At 66.9% G+C, this 25,738-nt stretch carries 25 protein-coding genes; 10 read left to right on the top strand and 15 right to left on the bottom strand.

The genetic code is table 11. The features are described from left to right. Nucleotides 1-113: 113 nt before the first annotated feature. Nucleotides 114-1,385, bottom strand: a complete 1,272-nt coding sequence (locus KYG_RS09320; protein ID WP_008904635.1) for an MFS transporter — start codon at nt 1,383-1,385, stop codon at nt 114-116. A gap of 65 nt (nt 1,386-1,450) precedes the next feature. Here KYG_RS09320 and KYG_RS09325 point away from each other — a divergent pair, with 65 nt between their 5' ends. From KYG_RS09325 to KYG_RS09340, 4 genes are all read left to right on the top strand, one after another. Next, a complete protein-coding gene (locus KYG_RS09325) occupies nt 1,451-2,407 on the top strand; it encodes a helix-turn-helix domain-containing protein (protein WP_034693890.1) in 957 nt (318 codons plus the stop codon). Nucleotides 2,408-2,539: 132 nt separating this feature from the next. Next, entirely contained in the window at nt 2,540-3,859 is a 1,320-nt protein-coding gene (locus tag KYG_RS09330; RefSeq protein ID WP_008904637.1) for a hypothetical protein, read from the top strand. A 381-nt stretch (nt 3,860-4,240) separates the two neighbouring features. Continuing rightward, nucleotides 4,241-4,879: a flavin reductase family protein gene (locus KYG_RS09335; protein ID WP_034693892.1), complete on the top strand. Its 639-nt coding sequence runs from the start codon at nt 4,241-4,243 to the stop codon at nt 4,877-4,879. 119 nt (nt 4,880-4,998) lie between these two features. Next, on the top strand, nt 4,999-6,102 hold the full coding sequence (locus KYG_RS09340; RefSeq protein WP_008904639.1) for a calcium/sodium antiporter: 1,104 nt from the start codon (nt 4,999-5,001) through the stop codon (nt 6,100-6,102). A 25-nt stretch (nt 6,103-6,127) separates the two neighbouring features. Here KYG_RS09340 and KYG_RS09345 read toward each other — a convergent pair whose 3' ends face one another. From KYG_RS09345 to mnmG, 13 genes are all read right to left on the bottom strand, one after another. After that, on the bottom strand, nt 6,128-7,168 hold the full coding sequence (locus tag KYG_RS09345) for an alpha/beta hydrolase (RefSeq protein ID WP_237707236.1): 1,041 nt from the start codon (nt 7,166-7,168) through the stop codon (nt 6,128-6,130). A gap of 23 nt (nt 7,169-7,191) precedes the next feature. After that, nucleotides 7,192-8,154, bottom strand: coding sequence for a hypothetical protein (locus KYG_RS09350; RefSeq protein WP_008904641.1), 963 nt, complete (start codon nt 8,152-8,154; stop codon nt 7,192-7,194). 188 nt (nt 8,155-8,342) lie between these two features. Continuing rightward, nucleotides 8,343-8,957, bottom strand: coding sequence for a penicillin-binding protein activator LpoB (lpoB, locus tag KYG_RS09355; protein WP_008904642.1), 615 nt, complete (start codon nt 8,955-8,957; stop codon nt 8,343-8,345). 178 nt (nt 8,958-9,135) lie between these two features. Next, entirely contained in the window at nt 9,136-9,522 is a 387-nt protein-coding gene (locus tag KYG_RS09360; protein ID WP_008904643.1) for a YcfL family protein, read from the bottom strand. A 39-nt stretch (nt 9,523-9,561) separates the two neighbouring features. Next, nucleotides 9,562-11,010, bottom strand: coding sequence for a COG3014 family protein (locus KYG_RS09365; RefSeq protein ID WP_237707237.1), 1,449 nt, complete (start codon nt 11,008-11,010; stop codon nt 9,562-9,564). A 414-nt stretch (nt 11,011-11,424) separates the two neighbouring features. Next, nucleotides 11,425-12,168, bottom strand: a complete 744-nt coding sequence (locus KYG_RS09370) for a hypothetical protein (RefSeq protein ID WP_008904645.1) — start codon at nt 12,166-12,168, stop codon at nt 11,425-11,427. 10 nt (nt 12,169-12,178) lie between these two features. After that, entirely contained in the window at nt 12,179-13,534 is a 1,356-nt protein-coding gene (locus KYG_RS09375; protein WP_008904646.1) for a hypothetical protein, read from the bottom strand. A gap of 363 nt (nt 13,535-13,897) precedes the next feature. Next, a complete protein-coding gene (locus KYG_RS09380) occupies nt 13,898-14,815 on the bottom strand; it encodes a ParB/RepB/Spo0J family partition protein (protein ID WP_008904647.1) in 918 nt (305 codons plus the stop codon). A gap of 9 nt (nt 14,816-14,824) precedes the next feature. After that, nucleotides 14,825-15,364 carry an alpha/beta hydrolase gene (locus tag KYG_RS09385; RefSeq protein ID WP_008904648.1) on the bottom strand — a complete coding sequence of 180 codons (540 nt, stop codon included), beginning with the start codon at nt 15,362-15,364 and terminating at the stop codon, nt 14,825-14,827. A gap of 34 nt (nt 15,365-15,398) precedes the next feature. Beyond that, on the bottom strand, nt 15,399-16,211 hold the full coding sequence (locus tag KYG_RS09390; protein WP_008904649.1) for a ParA family protein: 813 nt from the start codon (nt 16,209-16,211) through the stop codon (nt 15,399-15,401). Nucleotides 16,212-16,235: 24 nt separating this feature from the next. Then, on the bottom strand, nt 16,236-16,850 hold the full coding sequence (locus KYG_RS09395; RefSeq protein WP_008904650.1) for a LysE family transporter: 615 nt from the start codon (nt 16,848-16,850) through the stop codon (nt 16,236-16,238). 117 nt (nt 16,851-16,967) lie between these two features. After that, nucleotides 16,968-17,648: a 16S rRNA (guanine(527)-N(7))-methyltransferase RsmG gene (gene rsmG / locus KYG_RS09400; RefSeq protein ID WP_008904651.1), complete on the bottom strand. Its 681-nt coding sequence runs from the start codon at nt 17,646-17,648 to the stop codon at nt 16,968-16,970. Continuing rightward, the gene (mnmG, locus tag KYG_RS09405) at nt 17,645-19,630 is read right to left on the bottom strand and encodes a tRNA uridine-5-carboxymethylaminomethyl(34) synthesis enzyme MnmG (RefSeq protein ID WP_008904652.1); all 1,986 of its coding nucleotides are present in this window, start codon (nt 19,628-19,630) and stop codon (nt 17,645-17,647) included. The genes rsmG and mnmG overlap by 4 nt, the downstream gene beginning before the upstream one ends. A 272-nt stretch (nt 19,631-19,902) precedes the next feature. Between mnmG and KYG_RS09410 the strand changes: the two genes are divergently transcribed. The 6 genes from KYG_RS09410 (at nt 19,903) to gstA (ending at nt 24,307) form a co-directional block, all read left to right on the top strand. Continuing rightward, nucleotides 19,903-20,496 (top strand): NADPH-dependent FMN reductase, encoded by a 594-nt coding sequence (locus KYG_RS09410; protein WP_008904653.1) that lies wholly within the window; start codon nt 19,903-19,905, stop codon nt 20,494-20,496. Between the two features lie 13 nt (nt 20,497-20,509). Continuing rightward, complete coding sequence (locus KYG_RS25140) at nt 20,510-20,800, top strand: YkgJ family cysteine cluster protein (protein WP_008904654.1); 291 nt, start codon at nt 20,510-20,512, stop codon at nt 20,798-20,800. A gap of 151 nt (nt 20,801-20,951) precedes the next feature. Next, nucleotides 20,952-21,896, top strand: coding sequence for an RNA polymerase sigma-70 factor (locus tag KYG_RS09420; RefSeq protein ID WP_008904655.1), 945 nt, complete (start codon nt 20,952-20,954; stop codon nt 21,894-21,896). A gap of 124 nt (nt 21,897-22,020) precedes the next feature. Next, complete coding sequence (locus KYG_RS09425) at nt 22,021-22,482, top strand: carboxymuconolactone decarboxylase family protein (RefSeq protein ID WP_008904656.1); 462 nt, start codon at nt 22,021-22,023, stop codon at nt 22,480-22,482. 174 nt (nt 22,483-22,656) lie between these two features. Continuing rightward, complete coding sequence (locus KYG_RS09430; protein WP_008904657.1) at nt 22,657-23,430, top strand: class II aldolase/adducin family protein; 774 nt, start codon at nt 22,657-22,659, stop codon at nt 23,428-23,430. Between the two features lie 268 nt (nt 23,431-23,698). Beyond that, the gene (gene gstA, locus KYG_RS09435; protein ID WP_008904658.1) at nt 23,699-24,307 is read left to right on the top strand and encodes a glutathione transferase GstA; all 609 of its coding nucleotides are present in this window, start codon (nt 23,699-23,701) and stop codon (nt 24,305-24,307) included. Nucleotides 24,308-24,471: 164 nt separating this feature from the next. Here the strand turns inward: gstA and KYG_RS09440 are convergent, their stop codons facing one another. Further along, complete coding sequence (locus KYG_RS09440) at nt 24,472-25,698, bottom strand: YbfB/YjiJ family MFS transporter (protein WP_034693899.1); 1,227 nt, start codon at nt 25,696-25,698, stop codon at nt 24,472-24,474. Nucleotides 25,699-25,738 lie beyond the last annotated feature (40 nt).

Consider the following 25,738-nt stretch of genomic DNA (forward strand, 5'->3'; position numbering starts at 1 on the left):
GGCAGGGGGCTGTCGGCAGCTTTGCCCTGCGCGCCTTTGGCATGAACTATCAATTCAATAGCTGCCCGCGCTTATCCATCAAGCGCTGGAGGCACTTTTGATTCATATTATCATCACACAGCCGATACCACCGGCCGCGCGGCCCGCGCAGCCACGCCCACCCCTACCAGCGCCGCCGACACCACGCTGACTGCCAGCGTGACGGCCGAGCCGTAGAAGATGCCGGACGTCATGCCGTGGTCCAGCATGGCGCCAAAGGCCGGGGCCGCCAGGCAAAAACCCAGGTCCAGCCCCGAGTACACCGTGCCATACACCCGCCCCGTGGCGCCGGGGGGCGCGGCGCGCTTGATCAGCATGTCGCGCGAGGGGCCCGCCAGGCCCGTGCCCAGCCCCGCCAGGGACGCCACCACCACGGCCGCCATGCCGGGCAAAAACCCCATGCCCACCGCCACCAGCAGCGCCGCAGAGCCCAGCAGGCACACCGAGATGATCTTCTCCAGCCGCTGCACCCGCCCCACGAGGAAGCCGCCAATCAACATGCCCGCCGCACCAAACAGCATGTAGCCGGTGACCACCATGGCCGTCACGCTGAGCGGCAGGCCGTACATGGTCTGCAGCGCCGGGCTGGCAAAGCTCTGGATGGCGCTCAGCGCGCAGGTGCTCCAGAAGAAGAACGAGAAACACAGCCACACCGAGGGCAGCTTGAGGAAGGCCATGGGGTGCTCGGGCTGGGCGGCAACGCCTGCAGCGCCCTTGGCCTGGTGCGCCCATGTGCCCTGGCGGTCATCGAGCGCGTCGCGGTTCCACACCATGATGGCCAGCACCACCAGGGCCAGGAGCCCACCGCACAGGCAGGCCGTGCGCCACGAGCCCGTGGCCGTGGCAATGCCCGCCATGAACACCGGCGCCGTGGCCCAGCCCAGGTTGCCGCTGATGCCATGCACCGAAAACCCATGCCCCAGCCGCTGGGGCGACACGCGCTTGTTCAGTATGGTGAAGTCCACCGGGTGAAAGGGCGCGTTGCCCAGCCCCGCCAGCGCCGCCGCCAGCAGCAGCCCCGTATAGCCCTGTGCGGTGCCCGCCACCAGGCCCGCGGTGGCAAAACTCGACAGTGCAAAAAACATCACCGGCCGCGCACCCACGCGGTCCACCAGAAAGCCCGACAGCGCCTGGCCCACACCCGAGATCACGAAAAACACCGACACCAGCAGGCCCAGCTCGGAATAGCTGAAGCCGAACTCGCCAATCAGCCAGGGAAAAAGCGGCGGCAGCAGCATGTGAAAAAAATGCGAGCTGCCGTGCGCCAGGCCGATGAGGCCAATGGTGCGGGCGTCTTGCCGCAGGGGGACGGGTTGGGCAGGGGTGCCAGAGGAGGAAGCGGTCATGGACTTCATCTTAGGCAGGGCTGGCTCGGCAGGTTTACGATAGGCGGCCAATTTCTATTGCAAACATGCCAAAACCACGCACCGCCCCCTTGGCACCCACCGAAGTGGCGGTGGAACACTTTGCCGCTCAGGTGGTGCCGGGCCCGAGGCCGGCCAGCGGGCGCGGCGGCCCGCGCGGGCTGTCGTATGTCGGCTCGCTCACGCCCGAGCTGTTTGTGCCCACCCCCGCGCGCCCGGTGCGCGCCAAGCTGCGCTGGCTGGCCGCCGACACACAGGTGATGCCCCACAGCCACCCCTGGGCGCAGGTGGCGATATCGACCACGGGCGTGATCCGGCTCACGGTGAACCACGGCACGTACATCGTGCCGCCCTCGCGTGCACTGTGGATTCCCCCCGGCGTGGAGCACGCCGTGACCATGGTGGAAGACGCCGACCTGCGCACGCTGTACTTTCACCAGCCGCGCGGCCAGTGCGGCCCCGGCGTACCGCACGGGCAGGAAGGCGCCTGGTGGCAGTGCCGCGTGCTGGAGGTATCCGACCTGCTGCGCGCCCTGGTGCGCGAAATGCCCACCGCGCCCGACGACGGCCCCGCCCTCACTGCAGCCGAACTGCGGCGCGAGCAACACCTGAGCGCCCTGGTGCGCGAAGAACTCGCCCGCGCCGCCGCCGTGAAGCTGGGCGTGGACCTGCCCCAGGACAAACGCCTGCGCCACCTGTGCGAGGCCGTGCTGGCCGACCCCACGCGCCACGACACCCTGGCCGACTGGGCGCACGACACGGGCGCCAGCCCCCGCACCGTGGCACGCCTGTTCCGGTCCGAACTGGGCAGCACGTTCACCCAATGGCGACAGCAGGTCATCCTCGCCAAGGCCGTGTCACTGGCCGCCGGGCGCATGCCCATGGGCCAGATCGCCGCCGAGCTGGGCTACAGCGCGAGCGCCTTCAGCGCCATGGTGCGCAAGTCGGTGGGGCAGCCGCCGGGGCGGTTTCTGGGGCAGCAGCAGCCCGGCCCTGTGCAGTAGGTCACCTGCCGGCCACAGGGGCCGCCTGACAGGGGATCGGCGCGTTGTCCTTCGCACTTGGGCCTCCTCGCCTACGTTTGGCAACATCTGTTGCACCCAGACTGGTTTCACCCCAGCACCAGGTTGCACACCATGACAAAACAGATTCGCCACCATGTGGCCGCCCTATTCCTGCTTCTTCCCGCCGCTGCCGCCCTGGTGGCAGTTCCGGGCACGGTCATGGCGCAGCCCTCCCAGCCGGAGCTGCGGTCACTGCAGGTCGTGTCAGACGACGGCCTTCGCGCCGGGGCCGAACTGCAGTTCACGGTAGAAGCCACACCGCGGGGCCGGGTTCAACTCAACCTTGCCGGCGTGCCGCGCAGCATCGTGCTGCAGGAAACCGAACGGGGGGTCTACACGGGCAGCTATACCCTTCGCCGCCAGGACCGGCTCCGTGAAGGCAGTGCCGTGCGCGCCACGCTGAAGGTGCGCAACCGCACCATCACCAGCAACTACGCGCTTCCCGCCGACATCGGCGGCCGCAACGTGGCGGTGGCACCGCCGCCGGGCCTGAAGATAGACCGCTTCTCGGTCGCCCCCATCGACAAGATGGAGCCCGGCGCCGAATTGCGCTTCACGCTGAACGGCGCGCCCGGCGGCAGGGCGGATTTCGACATTCCCGGGGTCATCGACAACGTGCCGATGCGCGAGGTATCACCCGGTGTGTACGAGGGTGCGTACACCATCCGCCGCATGGACAACCTGGCGCCCTCGCGCCCCGCCGTGGCCACCTTGCGTGTCGGTGACCGCACGGTCTCCTCCACCCTGACCCAGCCGTTGATCGCCGATGCCAAGCCGCCGGTGATTCGCCATGTGTCGCCCCGCGATGGGGAGACGGTTCCGCGCACCGCGGCCACCTCGGTGTCCGGCACGTTTGACGACGTCGGCGGTGTGGGTGTGGACCCCAGAAGCGTGCGCATCGTGGTCGCGGGACGCGACGTCACGACCGCCTCGCAGATCACGCCGCAGTTTTTCACCTACCGCGCGGACCTGCCCACCGGCCGGTACCCGGTGGAGGTGACTGCCCGCGACATGGCCGGCAACGGCATGCGCCAGAACTGGACCTTCAACGTCGCTTCGCAAGTCAACGCTGCGCCTGCCACCGTGCAGCTGCAGGTCACCAGCCACGCCAACCACGCCACGGTAGACAGAGGCCCGGTGGTCGTGCGTGGGCGCACCGTGCCTGGCGCGGTGGTCGATGCCAAGGTCAATGCGGTAGGCACCCTGGTCGGCGTTTTTGGCCTGAATCAGGAACTGCTGTCACAGCGCGTTCAGGCCGATGGCAATGGAGACTTCTCCTTCAGCTTCACCTCGCAGGTCCCGCTGCCGGGCACCCGCTACGAAGTGACGATGACCGCCGAAAGGGGCGGCATGGCGCCGACAGAGACCCAGCTGGTGCTGTTTCAGAAATAAGACTGCCAACACCCCAGCGGCGACCGCCCACCGCCGGCTGCCCATGGACCCTCGAGGTCCATTTTTTTGGGCGGTGACTCGTCGCTTCTCGGGCACGCGTTTAGCCCTGTTACCGAGGCATCTCAGCGGCACAGGCGCCCTGTGCTCCGGCCGCTCCCCCTGATGATCACCACCAGGGGCGCCGCGCCGTTGTTGTCTCAACTGTTCGAATAAAAAAGGGTGTTTGCGCTTTACCAGCATGCGCTTGCAGCTATGATTTTTGCAGCACAGCAAAAACCGGATGGCTGTCTCCGCCAGAAGCCTGCGGTATGGTGCGCACCACAGACTGCGCGGTAAAAAAACATCCGCTGCGGCGTGCACTTCATCCACTCCCTGCGCCCCATGAACACCTCCCCACCCCGCCGCGATGGCATCCACAGCTACGAACCCCGCCTGGGCCACGGCCTGCCGCATGACCCGTTCAACGCCATCGTGGGGCCCCGCCCCATCGGCTGGATTGCCACGCAAAACGCAGCCGGTGCCACCAACCTCGCGCCCTACAGTTTTTTCAACGCCTTCAACTACGTGCCGCCCATCGTGGGTTTTGCCAGCATCGGCTACAAGGACACGGTGCGCAACGTGCAGGAGACCGGCGAGTTCGTGTGGAACCTGGCCACGCGCGACCTGGCAGAGGTGATGAACCAGAGCTGCGCCGCCGTGCCGCCCGAGGTGAGCGAGTTCACGCTGACGGGTCTCACCCCGCTGCCCTCCACCCTGGTCGCACCGCCGCGCGTGGCCGAAAGCCCCGTCACCTTTGAATGCCGCAGCACCCAGATCCTGCAGCTGCAGGGCGTGGACGGTGCCAAGGTGGACACCTGGCTGGTGCTGGGCGAAGTGGTGGCCGTGCACATCGACCGGGCGCTGCTCAAGGACGGGGTGTACCACACGGCGGGTGCAGGCCATATCCTGCGCGGTGGCGGCCCGGCGGACTACTTCACGGTGGGGCCGGAACAGCTGTTCAGGATGTACCGGCCCCGGTAAAAACGGGTGTCTTTAAAAGCCCCTGTCCGTCTGGGCTCGTTGGTCCGTCCGGCCGAGCGCGCGGGCACACTGCGGGTCTTTGCCGCTGAATTTCCATCCTGTCCTCGCGAGGTGCATCCATGCTCAACTTTCTGATGTTCGCAGCGGGCCTGGCCGCGCTGGTGGCCGGTGCCGATGTGCTGGTGCGGGGCGCGTCCAAGCTCGCGCTGTCGTTTGGCATCTCGCCGCTGGTGGTGGGTCTGACCATCGTGGCCTTTGGCACCAGCGCCCCGGAAATGGCGGTGTCCGTAGGGGCAGTTCTCAATGGGCAAACCAACTTGGCTATCGGCAATGTGGTGGGCAGCAACATCTTCAATGTGCTCTTCATTCTGGGGCTGAGCGCGCTAATCGCGCCGCTGGTGGTGCATATCCAGCTCATCCGGCAAGAGGTGCCCATCATCATCGGCGCGTCGCTGTTGCTGCTGGTGCTGAGCTTGGACGGTCGCCTGGGGTTGCTGGATGGTGCGCTGCTCTTCAGTCTGCTGGTGGCCTACACGGTGTTTCTCATCATGCAGTCGCGCCGTGAAACCCGCGCTGCGCAGGACGCACACGCCACACCCAACGAGTACGAAACCGAATTAAAACCCTCTGCGCCGGGCGCCTGGGACTCGCGCCTGTGGGTGCAACTGGTGCTGATCGTGGTGGGGCTGGGGCTCCTGGTGGTGGGCTCGGACTGGATGGTGACGGCGTCGGTGGTGTTTGCCAAGGCCCTGGGGGTGAGTGATGTGGTGATTGGTCTGACCATCGTGGCGGCAGGCACATCAATGCCAGAGGTAGCCACTTCGATCGCAGCAGCGATCAAGGGCGAGAGAGACATAGCCGTAGGCAATGTGGTTGGCAGCAATACCTTCAACATCCTGGGCTGCCTGGGGCTATCTGGTCTGGTTTCGGGCAGCTCGGGTTTGGTGGTGCCTTCTTCGCTGATGGCCTTCGATATGTGGGTGATGCTGGCGGTGGCGCTGGCCACGCTGCCCATCTTTCTTTCAGGCCGCGAGATTGCCCGGTGGGAAGGGGGCGTGTTCCTGGCCTACTACGCCGCCTACGTCACCTACCTCATCATGTCGGCGCAGGAACATGCGGCGCTGCCCACCTATTCGGCCGTGATGATGGGTTTTGTGATTCCGCTCACGGTGATCACGCTGGTGGTGTCGCTGATCCGTAAGGCCCCGGCGCCAGCGCGGTGACTGCTGGGGGGCGGCTGGCGCCGGGCTATTGCAGCGGGCCGCACAGCCCGATGGACGGGTTGCGGGCCCATTGCTCAGTCCAGGCCCACACACGCTGCACGCCGTCCCCACCCGTCGCGCCGCCTTGCAGGCCGTGGTCGGCCCCGCCAAAGCGCCGCGCACAGTAAGGCATGCTGCGCGCCGCAGCCAGCGTTGCAAATCGCTCGTAGGCGGCCGGGGGCACCAGCGCATCGTTGCCGCCCCACACCTGCAACACCGGCCAGGGGCCCTGCAGCAGGGGCTGGGTGAGCCGCCAGCTCCACAAGTCGCGCCAGTAGCCCAGGCTGCGGCCCTGCACCACCGCCGTGTCCGGCATATTCCCCGCCACTTCATCGCCCACGGCCTGCCAGTCCGGCAGCACGCCCAGGCGCTGCGCCTGCAGCGCGCCCGCCTCCTGCGGGTCGAGACCACTGGACGCAATCAGCACCAGCCCCGCCAGAGCGGGCACCTCGGGTGCGAGGGCGGGCAGCAACTCAGCCCCCTCGGAAATGCCCACCAGCAGCTGCGGCACGGGTGCCTGGCCCTGGCGCTCCAGGGCGTCGGCGCGCAGCGCGGCCCGCGCGTGGGCCAGCCAGGTGGACAGGCGGTCGTGCTGCACAAATGTACGGGAGCAGTCGCCCGGTGCCGTAAGCGCCTGTGGGCTGACGCCGGGCTTGTGCAGCACCAGCACCTGCGCATGCTGCAAGCCGGCAAAGTAGCGCCCGGCAAAGGCGCCCATCCCGGCGCAGCCCGAACCGGGCACCACGATGACGCGGTACCGCACAGGCGGCACCCGCTCGACGCGGTGCAGCGCCTGCACCACAGCCGTGCCCTCGCCCGGCAGGGCCAGCTGGGTGAACCCGCTGCCAGACAGGCCGGGCACAGCCTCGGGCGAACCGGGCACGGTGGCGCAACCGGCCAGCAGGCCCAGCGCGCACCACCGCGCCAGCGGGCGCACACGGGCCATTGTGTGCCAGGCCCGCATGAAAAAGGCCAGCACGGTGCTGGCCTTGGAACCCCGCAGGGCGGTGGCGGTGCGGCGCGTCACTGCGGGCACGGGTGGGTCACCGTTTACTTGAGGATCAACACCTGCTCGGGCTGCTGCGGCTGGGGCTGCGGCATGGGCTGCCCGCCTTGCTGGTAGACCACCGGCGGTCGCACGCCGCGGGCCAGGTGCGCGTCGGTGTAGCCCAGCTGCGTGGCCAGTTGCTGGTACACGTCCTGCGCCAGCGACTGCGAGGTCTCGCGGATCACCTTGGCGCGGTTGGGCGGGGCGATGTCGCCACGGATCGACAGGATTTTGGTGTCGTTGCCCTGGCCCTGGGCGGAGAACGCGGCCTTGATCTCGTACGTCTTGGTGTTGATGAGCGAGAAGTCGGCCAGCAACTGCAGGCCGTACTGGCGCGTGGCACTGGTGGTGCCTTGCAGGGGCGAAAGCGCATCGGTGAAGTCGATGCTGGAGACCACGCCGAAGAGCACGTAGTCGGCACCGGCAAACTCGCCCTTCTTGATGCGGGCGATCACGTTGTTGACCTGGGGCTGCGCCTGGGGCGTGGCCATCTTGCCGCCCTGCACCTGGTTGAGCACCTGCTCGGCCTTGGTCGGCTGGGGCTTGCCCGCGTCAAAGCCCTTGCCCTGCACCAGGCGGAAGTACGTGCCCTGCAGCAGCGCACCCTTGATGTCGTTGGTGTAGCCACCGAGCTCGCGCTGCTCGATGTAGCTGTAGCGCCCGGCCACATAGGTGCCACTGGCCTGCTCGGACGCCTGCATGGACTGCTGGCCCGAGTAGGAACCGCCGCCGCCGTACATGCCGTGGCTGTGGCTGCCGCCCTGGCTGCCCTGGGCGCTCATCTGGCTGCTGTGCTGGTAGGTGCCGGCCACAAAATATTCGGACACGCGCTGGGCATAGGCCAGGTCGGTCACGGCGATCTTGGGTGCGGCACCGGGCTGCTGCGCCTGCGCGCCCGTGCCCCAGGCCAGCGTGGTGGCCGCGATAACGGCCAGGGCCGTGTGGAGTGTGATTCTGCGTTGCATGGTGTGCTCCTTGTGAGCTAAAGGAAGTCTTGAATCGATCAACCGACGCGAGCAGTGCTCATGCCGGCAAAAACTGGCGCGCCCCAGGCGAGGGACGCCTAGCAAGGGCCGCCCCGCAGCGAGGGCGTCGTCCCCCTTCCCGGCGAAGCCGAGAGAAGGGGGAAGGCGCGCAGCGCCTCAGGGGGATGTCACCTCTTACTCGTTTTGCGGATTTCCTTTTCGTCCTGCCACTCCACGGTGCCCTCTTCCACATCGAACAGCGATAGCGTGAACTTGTAGTACACGTCCTTGGTGGTGTTGTTCTGCTTGACGATGCTGGTCAGCTCGCCTTCCAGCTGGTACTTGGCCGCGGTCATCTGGCCCACGCGGGCCGTGGTTCCCTGCTTGTACAGGCCGCTCTGGTTCTGGCGCTGCAGTTCATCCACGCCCTGCTGCATCTGGTTGATGGAGCGCACAAAGCGCACCTTGCCCGACTTGGTGAGGGCCGTCTGGATGGAGCTCATCACGTTGTTGGTGTCGATGTACTCGCTGGTCTTGTTCTTGACCGGGGCCAGCGTGACGGTGGGGCGGCCCTGGAAGATGCCGGTTTCCAGCAGGCTGCCGGTCATCTTCTCGGCAATCATCTGCAGATCGGTGGAGCCGAACTCGTTGGTTACCAGCTCGACCGCCTTGGCGTCGCCGTAATTGACCTGGCGGTCAAAACGCACGGTGGGGGACGACAGGTTCTGGCAGGCCGACAGGGCCAGGGTGCTGGCCGCGAAGGCCAGGACCAGCGCGCTGCGCCGGAGGGTATTGGTGCTCATTGTGTTTGTTTCCTCTTAATAAGACGTTGCGCTTCTTTCGCCCTGGGCCGCTTGAGACCGGCGCTCCCTGTGCGCGGGCAGCCGCGCAAGGGCCGCCCCGCCGCGCTGGCTGCGTCCCCCTCCCACGCGAAGCGTGAGAGAGGGGGAAGGCGCGCAGCGACTCAGGGGGAGCTTCATTTCAGCGAGGCTCCACATTCATTTCAAGGCGTAAATCGATGGCTGCAGAGGTCGGCGCCACACTCTTGACCGTCTGCTGGCCCAGGCCCAGCACGGTCATCTGCTTCCAGGACTCGCCATCGCCCACCTGGTTGCCCACGCTGTCCAGCCACTTGAAGCGGTAGAACACGGTGCGGTCGGTGCGGCCCATGTTGGACATGTCGGCCTGCACCACCAGGATGTCGTTGCGGCGAACGATGCGCATCTCGCGCACTGCGATGCTGTTGGCCTCGCCCCGCAGCGCCACCTTGGAGGCAACGGCCGGGGGCGTGGCGGGGTCGTGCTGCTGGGCGCCAGCGGCGGTGGCCAGGGTCAGCACGGTGGCTGCAAGGGCAAAACGGGTTCTCATGCCAGAGGCTCCTTGGAGGTCTTCAAAAGGTGAAAGGGTTTACTTGGCGGCGGGCGCAGGCTGCGTCGAGGTGGACTTGACCGCCGAGCGCGGGACGGACCGGGCGCGGGTACTGCTCGTGGTGGTGCGCGTAGGCGCGGCAGGCTGCGCCACGGCCGGCTGCGGAGCGGCGGCCACGGCGGGCAGCTGGCCCAGCATGGCGACGTCGCCGGTCAGCACGCTGTTGTCGTACATGCGCAATGGCACCAGGGCGTACTGGCCGTCGATCTTGATGGGCTGGGGCAGCTGGCGGCCGTTCACGGTCACCACATGCTCGCCCGGTGGCAGGTAGCCACGCGCCACGTACACGCGGCCCGGCAGCATGCGCCACATGCGGTCGTCGGCCTGCTCGGTGGCCACCGAGGCCGCCGCACCGATGATGCCGCCAATCAGGCCGCCGCGCTTTTGAAGCTCGTTTTGCAGCACGCCCTTGGCGACGGCACGGGTGAAGCCACGCAGCACCATGCCGGGCATTTCGTCCTTGAGCGCGCGGCGCGCCATCACGTTCACATCCACCACTTTTTCCAGCTTGAGGTCTGTGCCAGCCGCAGAGATGGTGGTGAGCAGCGGATCGGTGGAGGGCTCGATCACGGGGTAGGAAATGCTGGCCGTGACCAGGCCGCGACCCGTGGGCACGGGCAATGTAAACGCCTTGGGCTTGCGCGCAGGCGCGTCACCAGCTTCGACGATGAAGAGCACGTCGGTCATGCGCTGGCGGCGCTTCCAGGTGAAGCCGGTGCGGGTGTCCAGGCCGCGCAGGCCTTCTTCGAGCACGGGGGTGTCGGGCTTGAGCTCGATGGCCTTGCGGTAGCCGGGCGCAGCCAGGCCGGGCTCGTTGAGCATTTCGTACAGGAAACCCGCCAGATAGTGGCTCAGGGCGTTGGAGTAGCCGTTCTTGAGGGCCAGCACCTCGGGGTCGTTGAGCGTTTCGACCGGGTAGCCGTTGAGTTCCTTGCCGCCCGACGTGGCGCCCTTGGACTTGGCTTCTTCTTCGGCGGCCAGGGTTTCCTTGGCGCGGAACTCGGCAATGATGGCTTCACGCTCGTGCGTGCGCTTGATGTCCACACGGGCGTTTTCAAAATCACCTACGGCCAGGCGGTTGAGCGCCAGGCGGGTGGTCAGCCACACCTTTTCATAGTCCTGGCCCTCATAGACCTTCAGACGCTCGCTCACCAGGGCTGCGCCCACGGTGCCCATGAGCTTGGAGGGGTTGGTCTTGGCAGTCTCTTCCCATTCCTTGACCTTGTTGTCGGCCAGCAGGAAAGCGTTGGTGCTGTCAGGGTAGCGGCGGTCCATGCGCAGCAGTTCCCCGCGTTCCATGTTGTAGAGCAGCGCCGTTTTTTCTTCTTCGGTCTTGGCCGTGCTCTCCAGGCTGGCCAGCGCGGCGGGGATACCGCCACTGCGCCCGGCGGTCTGCATGTCGGTCGCCGTTTTGTCGTGGCTCTGCATGGTGGCGCAGCCGGTGAGGGCTGCGCTCAGCGCCAGCACCCACAGCAGGCGCGGACGGAATCAGGATGGGTGGGCGGTCATGGATGCTCCTTGCAGATCGGTCAGTTGCTCACCAGAAACACCCCGCGCTTACCACGCGCAGCCGCGCAACAACCCCGCCAGAGGAAGGGTGCTGTGAATACGGCGTGCGTGATGGAAGTCCGGTCAAGGCGGGTGCCTGCAGCCCGTGCGCCCCCTCCCGGCGCGGATACGTGCTGTGTGCGGCCCCCTCTGGCTGTGAGTTTCTTGGTTGTTGTGTATGGGGTTGTAGCCAGCCGCGCAATGTAGCAAAAGCTTGTATCTTTTCTGTAACGGTGTGGGGCCCACGACACAGATGGACACAGGCACTGGCGCGTGGAGTGGTTGGCATGCATGTCATCCCCCCGGCTGCTGGCGCGGCATGCGGTACAGCCATACCACCCGCCCGCCGGGCGCGCGCAGCTGGGCACTGGGCAGCCAGCCGGGAACCGCAAATTCCAGGCTCACCAGCCAGGCACCGGGCGCCAGCTCGGCCTGGGCCTTGGCGGCCGCGCGGGCCATGCTCTCGGGTCGCTGAAACAGGTACACCATCTGGTAAGCACTCCAGTCGGCCTTCCACATGTCGGCACGCCGCACTTGGGCCCAGGGGCAACGCAAGGCGCACAGCAGGCGCAGCGGCCAGCTCCACTCCAGCCCTTCCAGCTGGCCGGCGGGATAGGCATGGCGCAGGGCCTTGAGACCATCGCCCAGGCCACAGCCTGCGTCGAGCACGCGCGCACCCAAAGGCAGCGGTGCCTGCACGGCCAGAGACTGCAACGCATGACGCGGCGTGGGAAACAGGGGCGCATCGCGCCACGCATTGAGCGGGTAGACCAGCAGCAACAGCGACAGCGGCACCAGCCACGCCCAGGTGGGCAGGCTGGCCGCCCCGAGCAGCGCCAGCGACAACGGGAACCCGGCGGCAATCAGCCCGCGGCGCCACCAGCTGTCGCCCAGCACACTGGCCGCCGTGCCCAGCAGGCAGGCCACCAGCAAGGCGGCCACCGGCGGAACCGCGCGCTGCAGCGCCACAAAGACCAGCCATGCGCACGCCCACGCCACCAGCGCGGGCAGGGGCCAGGGCATGCGCAGGGCCAGCATGGTTCCGTTCTCAGCGGCCAAAAATGCCGCGCAGCAGATTGACGGGGTTGACCACGTTGCCCGCGTCCGTGCCGCCGTCGCCCGCAGGTGGCTGGCCTGCAGGCGCACCGCCCATGCCGCTGGAGTAAGCGCCTGTGCCGCCCGACGGTGCGCCGGGTGCCGCGCCCATGCCGCCACGGCGCCCCTGCATCTCTTCACCCAGCATGGCCATGGTGTGTGACTTCACCCGCACACGCACCGACCATTCAGGCTCCCACGCGGCCTTGGGGTCGGCCGGGCGGGGTGGGTACACGATGTGGCTCTCGCCACCGTAGGCCATCATGCGCAACATGGGCGTGGCATCGCGCCCGCCACCCGCAAAGATGCCCTGCGGGATGGCGCATTGCGTGGCTTCGGGCTGCAGCAGCACGCGCTCCTTGAGCCAGCGGTCGATGGTGGCGGGCGAGAGGTAGTCGAACAGGCCCATGCCGGTGTCCGGCGTCTCGGCGCTGGACCACATCACCAGGTCGTCGCCGCTCTGCGACATGGCGTGCAGGTAATAGGCGCGCGCATTGCGCACCGGCTGCCAGCTGGTGCCCATGCTGTCCTGCGGCTTGCCGGTGGTGCGCAGGTCGATGGCGGGCATCAGGTCCTGCGCCGCGCCCAGGGTGAATTTCATGGAGGCAGGCACGCCGTCGCCACGCACCTGGTGCTCGCCCACCACCGAGCTGTCGCGCGACAGGCTGACCTGGTTGCGTTCGTTGGGGTACAGCGCATAGGCCGGGCCCACGCGCGGGCCCCGGTCCGGCACGGCACGGCCCGCGAAGGCCTGGGCGTAGTCGGTGGGCTTGGCACGTGCCAGATCGATCACGCGGGGCTGGCCCGCACGCACTGCGCTACCGCAGCCCCAGTACAGCAGGATGCGGCCCTTGGGCTGCTGTTGCTGGTACTCACGCGGCACTTCGCCCGGCTCGGTCTGGGTGGGCTGGGCGCGCGGCGGGATCAGCGGCAAGAACTCGCCCATGCGCATGCCGGGCGGGATGGACTGGCTGGCCTCGACGCCGGGGCGCAGGCTGTTGTGCAAGGCGATGTCGACGACGCGCGGCGGCATGATGGACATGGCGCGGGCGTTGCCGTACGACGTGTTGCTGCCGCCCCCCATGCCCGGCGCCGCACCGCCGCCCATGCCCCCCATGAGGCCGCCGAGCATGCCGCCGCCACCGGGCAGGCTGTCCATCTCGGGCATCCCCGCCATGGTGCCGGTGGACAGGTCCATCCACAACTGCACCTTGGGGGCCTTGGTGTTCTGGGCCTGGGCGCCCAGGCTGGCAATGCACAGGCCGGCGACAAGGCAGGCGGGGGTCAGGTAGCGCAAAGAGGTTGTCATGAGGTCTGCTCCAGGAGATACAGGAATCACCCGGCAAACCATCGTGGGCCGCAAAGCGGCATCGTCGCCGCCCTGTGATGAGGCCTTGCGGTCAACCCGGGTGTGTTGAACGCAGCGCAGTGTAGGCCCCGCAAGGACGCATTTTGCCCGTGCAAGTTACTTGTGGAAACCGTTTATGTGCGCTATTTCACGCATCCGATCGGTCGGCAAGAGACAACGACAGTACCGTCTATGCGTTGCGCACAGCGCATGAAACCGGCGCGGCCCCAAGCAAGAGACGCCGAGCAAGGGCCGCCCCGCAGCGAGGGCGTCGTCCCCCCTGGGGGGAAGGCGCCGAAGGCGACTCAGGGGGGAGAAGCGTATTCAGCCGCGCAGGCGGTCGATCAGCCCGTTCAAAGCCTCCAGCGACCCGAACTGGATCGCCAGCTCGCCCATGTCCTCCACCCGGCCATGGCGCTTGACGCGCTTTTTCACGCGCACCTCGACCTCGGCCATGAGCAGGTCCGAGAGTTCTTCTTCCACGCGCTTCAAGTCGCGCGACTTTTCCTTCTGGGGTTTTTGCGGCACTAGGCTGAACTCGGCACCGATCTTTTTGACCAGGGCCTCGGCCTCGCGCACCGACAGCTTCTTGGCCGCGATCTGGTTGCCGGCCGTGATCTGCGCGGCGCGGTCCAGCGAGAGCAATGCGCGCGCATGGCCCATGTCGATGTCGCCCGCCATGAGCATGGTCTGCACCGGCTCGGCCAGGTTCAAGAGGCGCAGCAGGTTGCTGGCCGCGCTGCGCGAGCGGCCCACGGCCTGCGCGGCCAGCTCGTGCGTCAGGCCAAACTCCTTGACCAGGCGCTGCAGGCCCTGGGCTTCTTCCAGCGGGTTGAGGTCTTCTCGCTGGATGTTTTCGATGAGCGCCATGGCGGCTGCCGACTCGTCGGGCACATCGCGTACCAGCACCGGCACTTCGGCCAGGCCCGCCAGGCGTGAGGCCCGAAAGCGCCGCTCGCCCGCAATGATTTCGTACTTGCCCGCGTGCTCCCCGCCCGTGAGGCGCCGCACCAGGATGGGCTGCATGATGCCCTGGGCCTTGATGGACTCGGCCAGCTCATACAGCGCACCTTCGTCCATGCGCGTGCGCGGCTGATACACACCGGGCACCAGCTCGCTCAGCGGCAGGCTGCTGGGCAGGCCCGCTTCGGCGGCCTGGACCTGCTCCACTTTGTCTTCGACCTTGGGGCCCAGCAGGGCTTCCAGGCCGCGGCCGAGGCCCTTGGGTTTTTTGGTGACCATGGTTTGTTCTCAATCGTTCAAAAGGGTGTGCAGCAGTGCGTGGCCTTCGGGCCAGTCGCCCAGCCCGGATTCGGCATTGATGTGCCCGCGCTCGCCATGGTCCACAAACCGCGCGCCCCAGGCCTGGGCCAGCGCTTCGGCACGCTCAAAGCTGCAGTACGGATCATTGCGGCTGCCCACCAGCACGGCCGGGAACGGCAGGGGCTGGCGCGCAATGGGCGCCCAGCCGTGGATCTGCGCGGCCAGATCGGGCCGCTCCACATCACCCGGCGCCACCAGCAGCGCGCCGCGCACCTTGGCCGCATGGCGGGTGTGCGCCGCCCACCAGGCGGTGAGGATGCAGCCCAGGCTGTGCGCTACCAGCAGCACCGGGCCATCGGCATCGGCCACGGTTTCTTCCAGGCGCGCGGACCAGTCGCCGCGCAGCGGGCGCATCCAGTCGTGCTGCTCTACGCGGTGGTAGCCGTGGCTCGCTTCCCAGCGGCTTTGCCAATGGTCAGGGCCGGAATTCTGCCAGCCGGGCAGCAGCAGGATGTTGGAGGCCTTCATTACTATCAAATTAATAGCTATTGGCGCTTAGCCATCAAGTGCTGGGGGCCATTTTCGCTATGGAAGACGCTGCCGCAGGCATGGTTTGCACGCGCTCGACCATCTCCTGCGCAAACTCCACAAACGCCTGACTGCCCTTGGCGGCCGGGTCAAACACCACACCGGGCAGGCCATAGCTGGGCGCCTCGGCCAGACGCACGTTGCGCGGGATCACGCTGTTGAACACCTTGTCGCCAAAGTGGCCCTTGAGCTGGTCGCTCACCTGCTGCTGCAGCGTGATGCGCGGGTCGAACATCACGCGCAGCAGGCCGATGATCTGCAGGTCGGCATTGAGGTTGGCGTGCACCTGCTTGATGGTGTTGACCAGGTCGGTCAGGCCTTCCAGCGCGAAGTATTCGCACTGCATGGGCACGATCACGCCGTGGGCACTGCACAGGCCGTTGAGGGTGAGCATCGACAGCGACGGAGGGCAGTCGATCAGCACGAAGTCATAGTCACCATCGGCCTCGGCCAGCGCAGATTTGAGGCGCTTTTCGCGGTGCTCCAGCGCCACCAGTTCCACCTCGGCCCCGGCCAGTTCGCGGTTGGCGCCCAGCACCCAGTAGCCACATTTGTCCGACAGCACGGCCGCCTCTTTCACCGAGGCGGATTCGAGCAGCACGTCGTACACCGTGAGGTCCAGACTGCGCTTGTCCACCCCCGAGCCCATGGTGGCGTTGCCCTGCGGGTCCAGGTCCACCATCAGCACGCGCTGGCCGATCTTGGCCAGGCCAGCGGCGAGGTTGACGGTGGTGGTGGTCTTGCCCACCCCACCCTTTTGATTGGCAACGCAAAAGATCTTGGCCATGTGGGTGCTGCAGTTCGAGTGGTGTTATTTGGAGATGGCCAGCTTGATGCCAAAGCCGATCAGGAAGACGCCTGCCACTTTCTCCAGCACGCGGCCGATGCGCGGGTTGGCGCGCATGCGCTCGGCCAGGTGGTGCGTGAGCAGCACGGCGACCAAGCCATAGAGAAACGTCAACGCGGCCACCGTGGCCGCCATCACGCCAAAGGTCAGCATGCCCTGGTGGCGCGCAGGATCGACGAACAGCGGAAAGAACGCCATGTAGAAAACGATGGCCTTGGGGTTGAGCAAGGTGATGAGCCCGGCCTGCTTGAAGTAGTGGCGCGGCTCGATGTTCAGGATGGGCTGGGCGCCCGGCTTGGCAGTGACCATCTTGAAGCCCAGCCACGCGAGGTAGGCCGCGCCCAGCCACTGCACGGCATGGAAGGCCGCCGGGTACGTGGCCAGCAGCGTGGCCACACCGGCCACCGCCGCCCACATCAGCACCTGGTCACCCGCAATCACACCCAGGGTGGCGGCCATGCCCCCCCGCACGCCGCCCTTGCTGGTGGAGGTGATCAGCGCCAGATTACCGGGACCGGGAATGGCGAGGAACAACACAATGGCGGCGACAAAGGCGCCGTAGTCTGCGATGCCGAACATGGTTTCTCCCGGGGGGTTTGGTCGGGCGCGATGAACGATGCGTCCGAGTGAGGAGCCGAGTTTACGCGACCCCCCTGCCCCGGCTGCTGAAAAGTCGGCGCCGCAGCGCCGATGCCATCAGACAGGCTTCATCCAGACGATGCAGCGCTCCGCATCCAGCCCAGGCACGGCGAGCTGTTCCACGTGAAACACCGCCACATCCGCGGGCAGTGCGGCGATTTCATCCTCAGGGTGTTTGCCCTTCATGGCCAGCCACACACCGTGGGGCGCGGCCAGCGCGCTGCGTGACCAGGTCACAAAGTCTGGCAACGAGGCAAACGCGCGGCAGCTGATGAGATCGAACGGCGTGGTCAGCGTCTCGACCCGTGCGTGCACGCCGTGCAGGTTGCGCAGCTTGAGCGCCACCGACGCCTGCTGGATGAACGCCGCCTTCTTGCCCACGGTGTCCACGCAGCTCACATCCACATCCGGGCAGCAAATGGCAAACACCACGCCGGGCAGGCCGCCGCCCGACCCGACATCCAGCAGTTTCACCGCTGTCACCGCCCCACCCTGCTGCAGGCCCGCCACATGCCTGCGCAGCGGCGCCACGGCGGCCAGGCTGTCCAGCAGGTGGTGCGTCATCATCTCCTGCGGGTCACGCACGGCGGTCAGGTTGTAGACCTTGTTCCACTTTTGCAGCAGCGCCAAGAAGTCCATCAACTGCGTGATCTGGGCATCGGCCAAACCCAGAGACAAAGCCTCTGCTCCAGCCTGCAGTTGCTGGCGCAGGGTGTCGTTGCTCACTGTCATCGTCATGCTGCCACTTCGCCTTCTGCCTTGGTGGGCGTTGCCGGTGCCACGGCGAACTCCTTGAACCCACCCTTCTTCAAATGCACCATCAGCAGCGAGATCGATGCAGGCGTAATGCCCGTGATGCGCGAGGCATGGCCCAGGGTCTCGGGCCGGTGGCGGGTGAGCACCTGGCGCGCCTCGATGCTCAGGGCCGTGACCTGCATGTAGTCCAGGTCGGGCGGCAGGCGCAGCTTCTCGAAGTGTGCGGCACGCTCCACCTCGTCCTTCTGGCGGTTGATGTAGCCCGCATACTTGGCGGCAATCTCCACCTGCTCCACCACCGGCTCGCTCAGGTCGCCCAGGGTTTCACGTGAAACATCGGCCGATGCGTATTTGCCACCGTCCATCGACATCAGGTTGGCGTAACTCACATCGGGGCGGCGCAGCAGCTCGAACAGGTTGTATTCGTGCTCAATGCTCTTGCCCAGCACCCGTTGCGACTCGGCGGCAGGCAGGTTGCGCGGGTTCACCCAGGTGGCCTTCAAGCGCTCTGTTTCACGTGAAACCGCATCGCGCTTGCGGCTGAAGGCATCCCAGCGCGCATCGTCCACCAGGCCCATCTGGCGCCCCACTTCCGTGAGGCGCATGTCCGCGTTGTCCTCGCGCAGCTGCAGGCGGAACTCGGCCCGGCTGGTGAACATGCGGTAGGGCTCGGTCACGCCCTTGGTGATCAGGTCGTCCACCAGCACGCCCAAGTAGGCCTCGTCGCGGCCGGGCAGCCAAGGGGCGTCGCCCCGGCACTGCAGCGCGGCGTTCAGGCCGGCGAACAGGCCCTGCGCTGCCGCCTCTTCGTAGCCCGTGGTGCCGTTGATCTGCCCGGCAAAGAACAGGCCCTGGATCTGGCGCGTCTCGAAACTGCTCTTGAGCGAGCGCGGGTCGAAGTAGTCGTATTCGATGGCGTAGCCGGGGCGCAGGATGTGCGCGTTTTCCAGCCCCGGCATGCTGCGCACCAGCTCGTACTGGATGTCGAACGGCAGGCTGGTGCTGATGCCGTTGGGGTAGTACTCGTGCGTGGTGAGCCCCTCGGGCTCCAGAAAGATCTGGTGGCTGTCCTTGTCGGCAAAGCGGTTGATCTTGTCTTCCACGCTCGGGCAGTAGCGCGGGCCCACGCCCTCAATCTTGCCGGTGAACATGGGGCTGCGGTCAAAGCCGCTGCGGATGATCTCGTGTGTGCGTTCGTTGGTGTGGGTGATCCAGCAGGGCACCTGCTGGGGGTGCATCTGTGCATTGCCCATGAAGCTGAATACGGGCACCGTGCCCTCGTTCACGCCGCCGGGCATGCCGTCGCCCGGCTGCTCGGTGCACTTCGAGAAGTCAATGCTGCGCCCATCCAGCCGGGGCGGCGTGCCGGTCTTCAGGCGACCCTGGGGCAGCTTCAGCTCCTTGAGGCGCGCCGAGAGCGACACGGCGGGCGGATCCCCTGCCCGGCCTGCGGCGTAGTTGTTCAGGCCCACATGGATCTTGCCGTCGAGAAAGGTGCCCGCCGTCAGCACCACGGTGCGGCTGCGGAAGCGGATGCCCACCTGCGTCACAGCGCCCACCACCCGGTCGCCCTCCACCATCAGGTCGTCCACCGCCTGCTGGAACAGCCACAGATTCGGCTGGTTCTCCAGCATGCGGCGGATGGCGGCCTTGTACAGAATGCGGTCGGCCTGCGCCCGCGTGGCCCGCACCGCAGGGCCCTTGGAGCTGTTGAGAATGCGGAACTGGATGCCGCCCTCGTCCGTGGCCAGCGCCATGGCGCCACCCAAGGCATCCACCTCTTTCACCAGGTGGCCCTTGCCGATGCCGCCGATGCTGGGGTTGCAGCTCATCTGCCCCAGCGTCTCGATGTTGTGGGTGAGCAGCAGCGTGCGGCTGCCCATGCGCGCAGCGGCCAGCGCGGCCTCGGTGCCTGCATGGCCACCGCCGACAACGATCACATCAAATTCCTGGGGGTACAACATGGGGAACACTCCGGGGCCGGTGATGGCCCGTCTTTCAATACTGCCCGCTGGGGCCCGTTATCCGACAGGGGCTGCAGGTACGGGCCGAGCAACGCCCCAAGGGGGCGGCGGCGCTGGGGGAAACCCGCGATTTTCCCACCTTTGCATGCTTTTTGTGCAAAACCATGGTCACGACGCGAGCGGCCTCCACATGTTCCACGTGAAACAACCTGCCACTGCAGGGTGTTTCACTTGCAGTATTCCTGCCACCGCTTTGTGCTCCAATGCGCCGCATGACCCAACTTCTCATCTTCGCGGGCAGCACCCGCCAGCAATCCTTCAACCGCAAACTGGCCCACGCCACCGCCGCCATCGCGCGCGACGCGGGTGCCAGCGTCACGCTGCTGGAGCTATCTGATTTCAACATTCCGCTGTACAACGCCGACCTCGAAGCCCAGGGCACGCCCGCCGATGTGATCCGGCTCAAGGAAATCCTCTGGCAACACCCCGCCTGGATCATCTGCTCGCCCGAGTACAACGGCAGCTACACGGCCCTGCTCAAGAACACCATCGACTGGGCCTCCAGCCCCGTGAAGGGCAACCCCGACTGGCAGGACGGCACCAAGAGCTTTCGCGGCAAGGTGGTGGGCATGCTCAGCGCGTCGCCCGGCGGGCTGGGCGGGCTGCGCTCCCAAAGCCACCTGGCGCCCCTGCTGATCAACCTGGAATGCTGGCTAGCGCCCAAGGCCTTTGCCCTGGGCGCGGCGGGCAGCGCGTTTGACGACAGTGGCGCCCTCATCCAGCCCGCCCACCGCGACCGCGTGCGTGCCGTGGTGGACCAGGTGCTGTGGGCCGCCACCCGCCTGCAGCCCACCGCCGCTGCTTAGGGCCGCACAGCCCATGAACTGCCGCCCCGGCTGTGGCGCCTGCTGCATCGCCCCGTCGATCAGCTCACCCATCCCTGGCATGCCACTGGGCAAGCCTGCGGGGGTGCGTTGCATTCAACTGGGGGACGATGCACGCTGCCGCATTTTTGGGCAGCCAGAGCGACCAGCGGTGTGCGGGGGGCTGATGCCTTCTGTCGAGATGTGCGGCACAAACAATGCGCAGGCCTTGGCCTATCTCACGCAGCTGGAGCTGCTGACGCAGCCCTTACCTGGCGAGGGCGCGGTGAAGTGGCCTTCACCGTAAAAGCTGCATCAAATGGGCATCAGCGCTTATCCCATAAGCGCAAGTAGCTATCAAAACAAAAGCTGGCGGCGCACGCTGTCACACAGCGCCAGGCTGGCACGTCTTGGGATGAAAGCCTTGCAGCCTTTCGCACACAAGCCCCCACGCCGCGATGAACCCCACATCCCCTGATCTTTTCACCACCCTGCGCCCCCGCCTGTTCGGCATCGCCTACCGCATGGTGGGCGTGCGCGCCGATGCCGAGGATGTGCTGCAAGACGCCTGGCTGCGCTGGAGCCGCCAGGACGTGGCTGCGCTGCAGTCGGCCGAGGCCTGGCTGGTGACGGTGGTCACGCGCCTGGCCATCGACCGGCTGCGGGCACTGAAGGCCGAGCGGGAGGCCTATGTGGGCTGGTGGCTGCCCGAGCCGCTGGTGGAGCTGCAGGGCGACAACGCAGACAGCGGCGGCATCCACCACAACACGCCCGAGTCAGCGGCCGAGCTGGCGGGCGAGTTGTCCGTGGCCTTTTTGTACGTGCTCGAGCGCCTGGGCCCCGAAGAGCGCGCGGCCTTTTTACTGCGCCAGGTGTTTGACTACGACTACCCCGAGATCGCCGCGCATCTGGGCAAGACCGAGGCCGCCTGTCGCCAGACGGTGCACCGCGCCAGCGAGCGGGTGCAACAGGCACGCACGCGTTTTGATGTGCCGCGCAAGGTGCACCACCAGCTGCTGCAGCGCTTCATGCAAGCCGCCCACAGCGGCGATCACAACGCCATCGAGGCACTGCTGAGCGAAGACGCGCAGCTCATCGGCGATGGGGGCGGCAAGGTTGCCGCGTTCCCCCAACCCCTGGTGGGTAGGTTTCGCATTGCCATGCTGTACTGGGCGCAACACCGCCGCCTGGGCGCGCAGCTGGTCTATCGCATGGCGCTCATCAACGGCGAGCCGGGTCTGCTGCATTACGCCAATGGCCGCCTCGACTCGGTGCAGGCTTTTGTGACGGATGGCGAGCGCATCGTGGCGATCCATGCAGTGCGCAACCCGGACAAGCTGACGCGGGTGCCTGCGGTGCTGGACGAACACGAACACTGGCGCCAAAGAAGCGACGGTTTTTAAAAGCCACGCTGTCACAACCGCGCACTGCGCAACGTCTTGAAGGGTATGGAAAGCGGCAACAGCCCGTTCGCTGCGGCTTCTTCCAGAGCAGCTTGTTGTCTTTCCAACCCTCCAGGAGTTTTCCATGGCCCAGCACACCGCCCGCCTCGCCTACCACCAGCTGTCGCCCAAGGCCTTCATGGGCCTGGTGAACCTGTCCGAAACCATCAAGAAAGGCCCGCTGGGCACGCGCCTGGCCGAGCTGGTGTTTCTGCGCGTGTCGCAAATCAACGGCTGCGCGTACTGCATGGACATGCACTGGCATGTGCTGGTAAAGAACGGCATGGAGCCACGCCACCTGAACGCGGTGGCCGGCTGGCGCGAGGCGCCGTTCTTCAGCGACCGCGACCGCGCCGCACTGCGCTGGGCCGAGATCCTGACCCCCACACCCAACAGCGACGCAAGCGATGAGGAATTCGCCAGGCTGCAAGCCGTGTTCAGCCAAGCAGAAATCTCCGAGCTGGGGTTTGCCGTGGGCGTGATCAATGCCTGGAACCTGGTCAACGCAGGCATGCGCGCGCCGATTCCAGAAGCACCGGCCGTGTAAATTTCAAGCCAAAATGGCCGTTAGCGCTTATTCAGCAAGCGCTGGCAGCTATCATTTTATACGTCGCGCGGCCCATGCGACTGGCGCCTGTGTAGCCTGCCTGACAGTCGCCCGCGCCCCATCGGCCTACAGTGGTGCCTCCCACAATCAACACAGACAGCGGAGACACCACCCATGCTCACCATCCCCTCGCTGCAGGGCAGCGTCAGCCCCGAAGAATGGCAGCTGCGCTGCGACCTGGCCGCCTGCTACCGGCTTGTTGCGCTGTACGGCTGGAGCGACCTGGTCTTCACCCACATCAGCGCCAAGCTGCCCGAGTCGGTGTCGGGCCCGGGCGAGCACCATTTCCTCATCAACCCCTACGGCCTGATGTTCGACGAGATCACGGCGTCGAGCCTGATCAAGGTGGACATGGCGTGCAACAAGCTGCACGACTCGCCCTTTCCGGTGAACCCGGCGGGCTTTGTGATCCACAGCGCCGTGCACGAGGCCCGGCCCGAGGCGGGCTGCGTGCTGCACACCCACACCCGCGCCGGCGTGGCCGTCAGCGCGCAAAAGGGCGGCGTGCTGCCCATCAGCCAGCAAAGCACCTTTGTGCTGGGCTCGCTGGCGTACCACGAGTACGAAGGCGTGGCCTTCCGCGACGAAGAAAAGCCGCGCCTGCAGGCCGACCTGTGCGAGGCCAACTTCCTCATGCTGCGCAACCATGGGCTGCTCACCGTGGGCAAGACGATTGCCGATGCGTTCTTGTCGATGTACACGTTTGAGAACACCTGCCGCATCCAGATTGACGCGCAGGCCGGTGGCGAACTGACACAGGTGAACCCGCAGATCGTGAGCGGCGTGGCCCAGGCCATGCGCGTGCAGACCGGCGGCCTGGGCGGCGCCTTTGCGTGGCCCGCGCTGCTGCGCAAGGTGCAGCGCGACCTTCCAGGCTACGACACCTAACCCCCCTGTGTCGCCTTCGGCGCCGCGGTGCCGCCGCCAGAGGCGCCAGCTCTTCGATCACGTCCAAGCCTGCGCAGGCAGGCTTGGAGCCGCGGCCCTCAGCCCCCAAGGGGATGCCGCCCGCGCGGCGGGGCGGCCCTTGCACGGCGGCACTGACTTGGGCCGTGCCAGTTTCCGCCTCCGGCGGCCTGTGCAACTTAGGCCGCCAGCAAGAAAGCTGCACAGCGCATAGCATCGGCGGTTCCCGACCGTTTTCAAGGACCGATCCATGAAGCTCTACTACTCCCCCGGCGCCTGCTCCCTGTCTCCCCACATCGCCCTGCAAGAGGCCGGCCTGGCCTACACCCCCGTGCTGGCCAGCACCAAAAGCCACAAGCTGCAGGACGGCACCGACTTCTACACCATCAATGCGCTGGGCTACGTGCCCGTGCTGGAGCTGGACAACGGCGAGCGCCTGCGCGAAGGCCCGGCCATCGTGCAATACATTGCCGACCAGGTGCCCGACAAGCAACTGGCCCCCGCCAACGGCACACTGGCGCGCTACCGCCTGCAAGAGTGGCTGACCTTCATCGGCACCGAGCTGCACAAGGGCTTCAGCCCCCTGTTCAACCCCGCCACCCCCGAGGACTACAAGCCCATGGTGCGCGAGCGCCTGCTGCAGCGCCTGCAGTGGGTCGACAGCCAGCTCGCCGGCAAGCAGTACCTGATGGGCGACCAGTTCACCGTGGCCGACGGCTACTTGTTCACCGTGACCAACTGGACCCAGCCCACCAAGCTCGACATCTCCGGCCTCGCGAACCTGGCGGCCTACCGTGAACGCGTGGGTGCCCGCCCCGCAGTTCAGGCGGCCATGAAGGCGGAAGGCTTGCTGAAATAGGGACACCCCCTGAGGCGCTGCGCGCCTTCCCCCCGCTCTCGCTACGCGGGCAGGGGGACAACGCCCTCGCTGCGGGGCGGCCCTTGCTCGGCGTTCCTGGCCTAGGCCCCGCCAGTATCGATTGGGAGCACGCAGTTCGACGCACGGCCAAAACTCCAGTTGCGCTACAGCGGCTTTTGCCGCCACGCCACCAGCGCCCCCACCCACAACGCGCAGGCCGAGAACACCAGCCCGCGCGCCAGGCCTCCAGGGCCATCGGCAATCCAGCCCACCACCGTGGGCCCCACAATCTGCCCGGCCGCAAACACGATGGTGAACGCGCTGATGCCGCTGGCCCACAGCGCCTGCGGCAGGTTGTGCCGCACCAGCGCCGTGGTCGATGCCACCACCGACAAAAACACCCCGCCAAACAGCAGACCCGACGCCAGCACCACCGGCCATGCGCCCGTGATGGCAGGCAGGATGGTGGCCACGCCCAGCAGCGCATTCAGGCGCGCCAGTGCCTCACCGCCCCGGCTGCGGTCCAGCAGCCCGGCCCAGATGCGCGACGACAGCACCACGGCCAGCCCCAGCAGGGCATAAAACAGCGTCACCTCGCCCGCACCCCGGCCCTGCTCGCGCAGCAGCGCCACCACAAACGTCATGTAGCCGATGTAGCCCACACCGAACAGGCCGTAGCCCAGCAGCGCTGGGGCCAGCGCCCGCCAGCGCACGCGGTCGGGCACTGCAGCCGCCGGTGTGGTTCCGGGCGCGGCGGCCACGGGTGCCGCCAGCCCGTGCAACACCCGCGCGGGCCACAGCAGCACCGCCGTGGCCGCAACACAAGCCAGCGCGAGCGCCCACCAGGCCCAGGTCCAGCCATGCGGCGCAGGCGCCACGCCCAGCACCGCAGGCACCAGCAAGGCCGACAGGCTGATGCCCCAGCCCGTGCCGCCGTAATACAGGCCCAGCAGCAAGCCGCTGCGCCCCGGCACCTGGGCACCCAGCCGCGCCGCCAGCAAGCCGCCCGCAATGAAAACCAGCGCGCTGGCCCCACCGGCCAGCAGGCGCTGCACCAGCAGAGGTGTTGCCTGCGTGAAAAATCCGCTCAGGCCCATGAACACCGTGGCCATCACGGCGCCCACGAGCAGCACCGCCCCGGGAGCCACGCGCCGCAACAGCAGGGGCGTGGCCAGGGCGCCCAGCAGGTAGCCCAGCGCGTTCACCGTGTTCATGCCGCCCGCCAGCGTGTACGACCAACCCAGGTCTTCGCGCATGGGTGGCAACAGCAAGGCATAGGCAAACCGCGTGATGCCCAGCGAGATGGCCGCACCCATCGACAAGGCCACAGCCAGCCACAGGCTGCGCAACGGGGAGACGGGGGTCGGAGCAATAGGCGGTGAAAAAGACATGGCGACCCATTCTCATGCAACGCCTGCGGTGCTGCTGGCA

Origin of the sequence: Acidovorax sp. NO-1, assembly GCF_000238595.1 — a bacterium.
Lineage (GTDB): Bacteria > Pseudomonadota > Gammaproteobacteria > Burkholderiales > Burkholderiaceae_C > Acidovorax.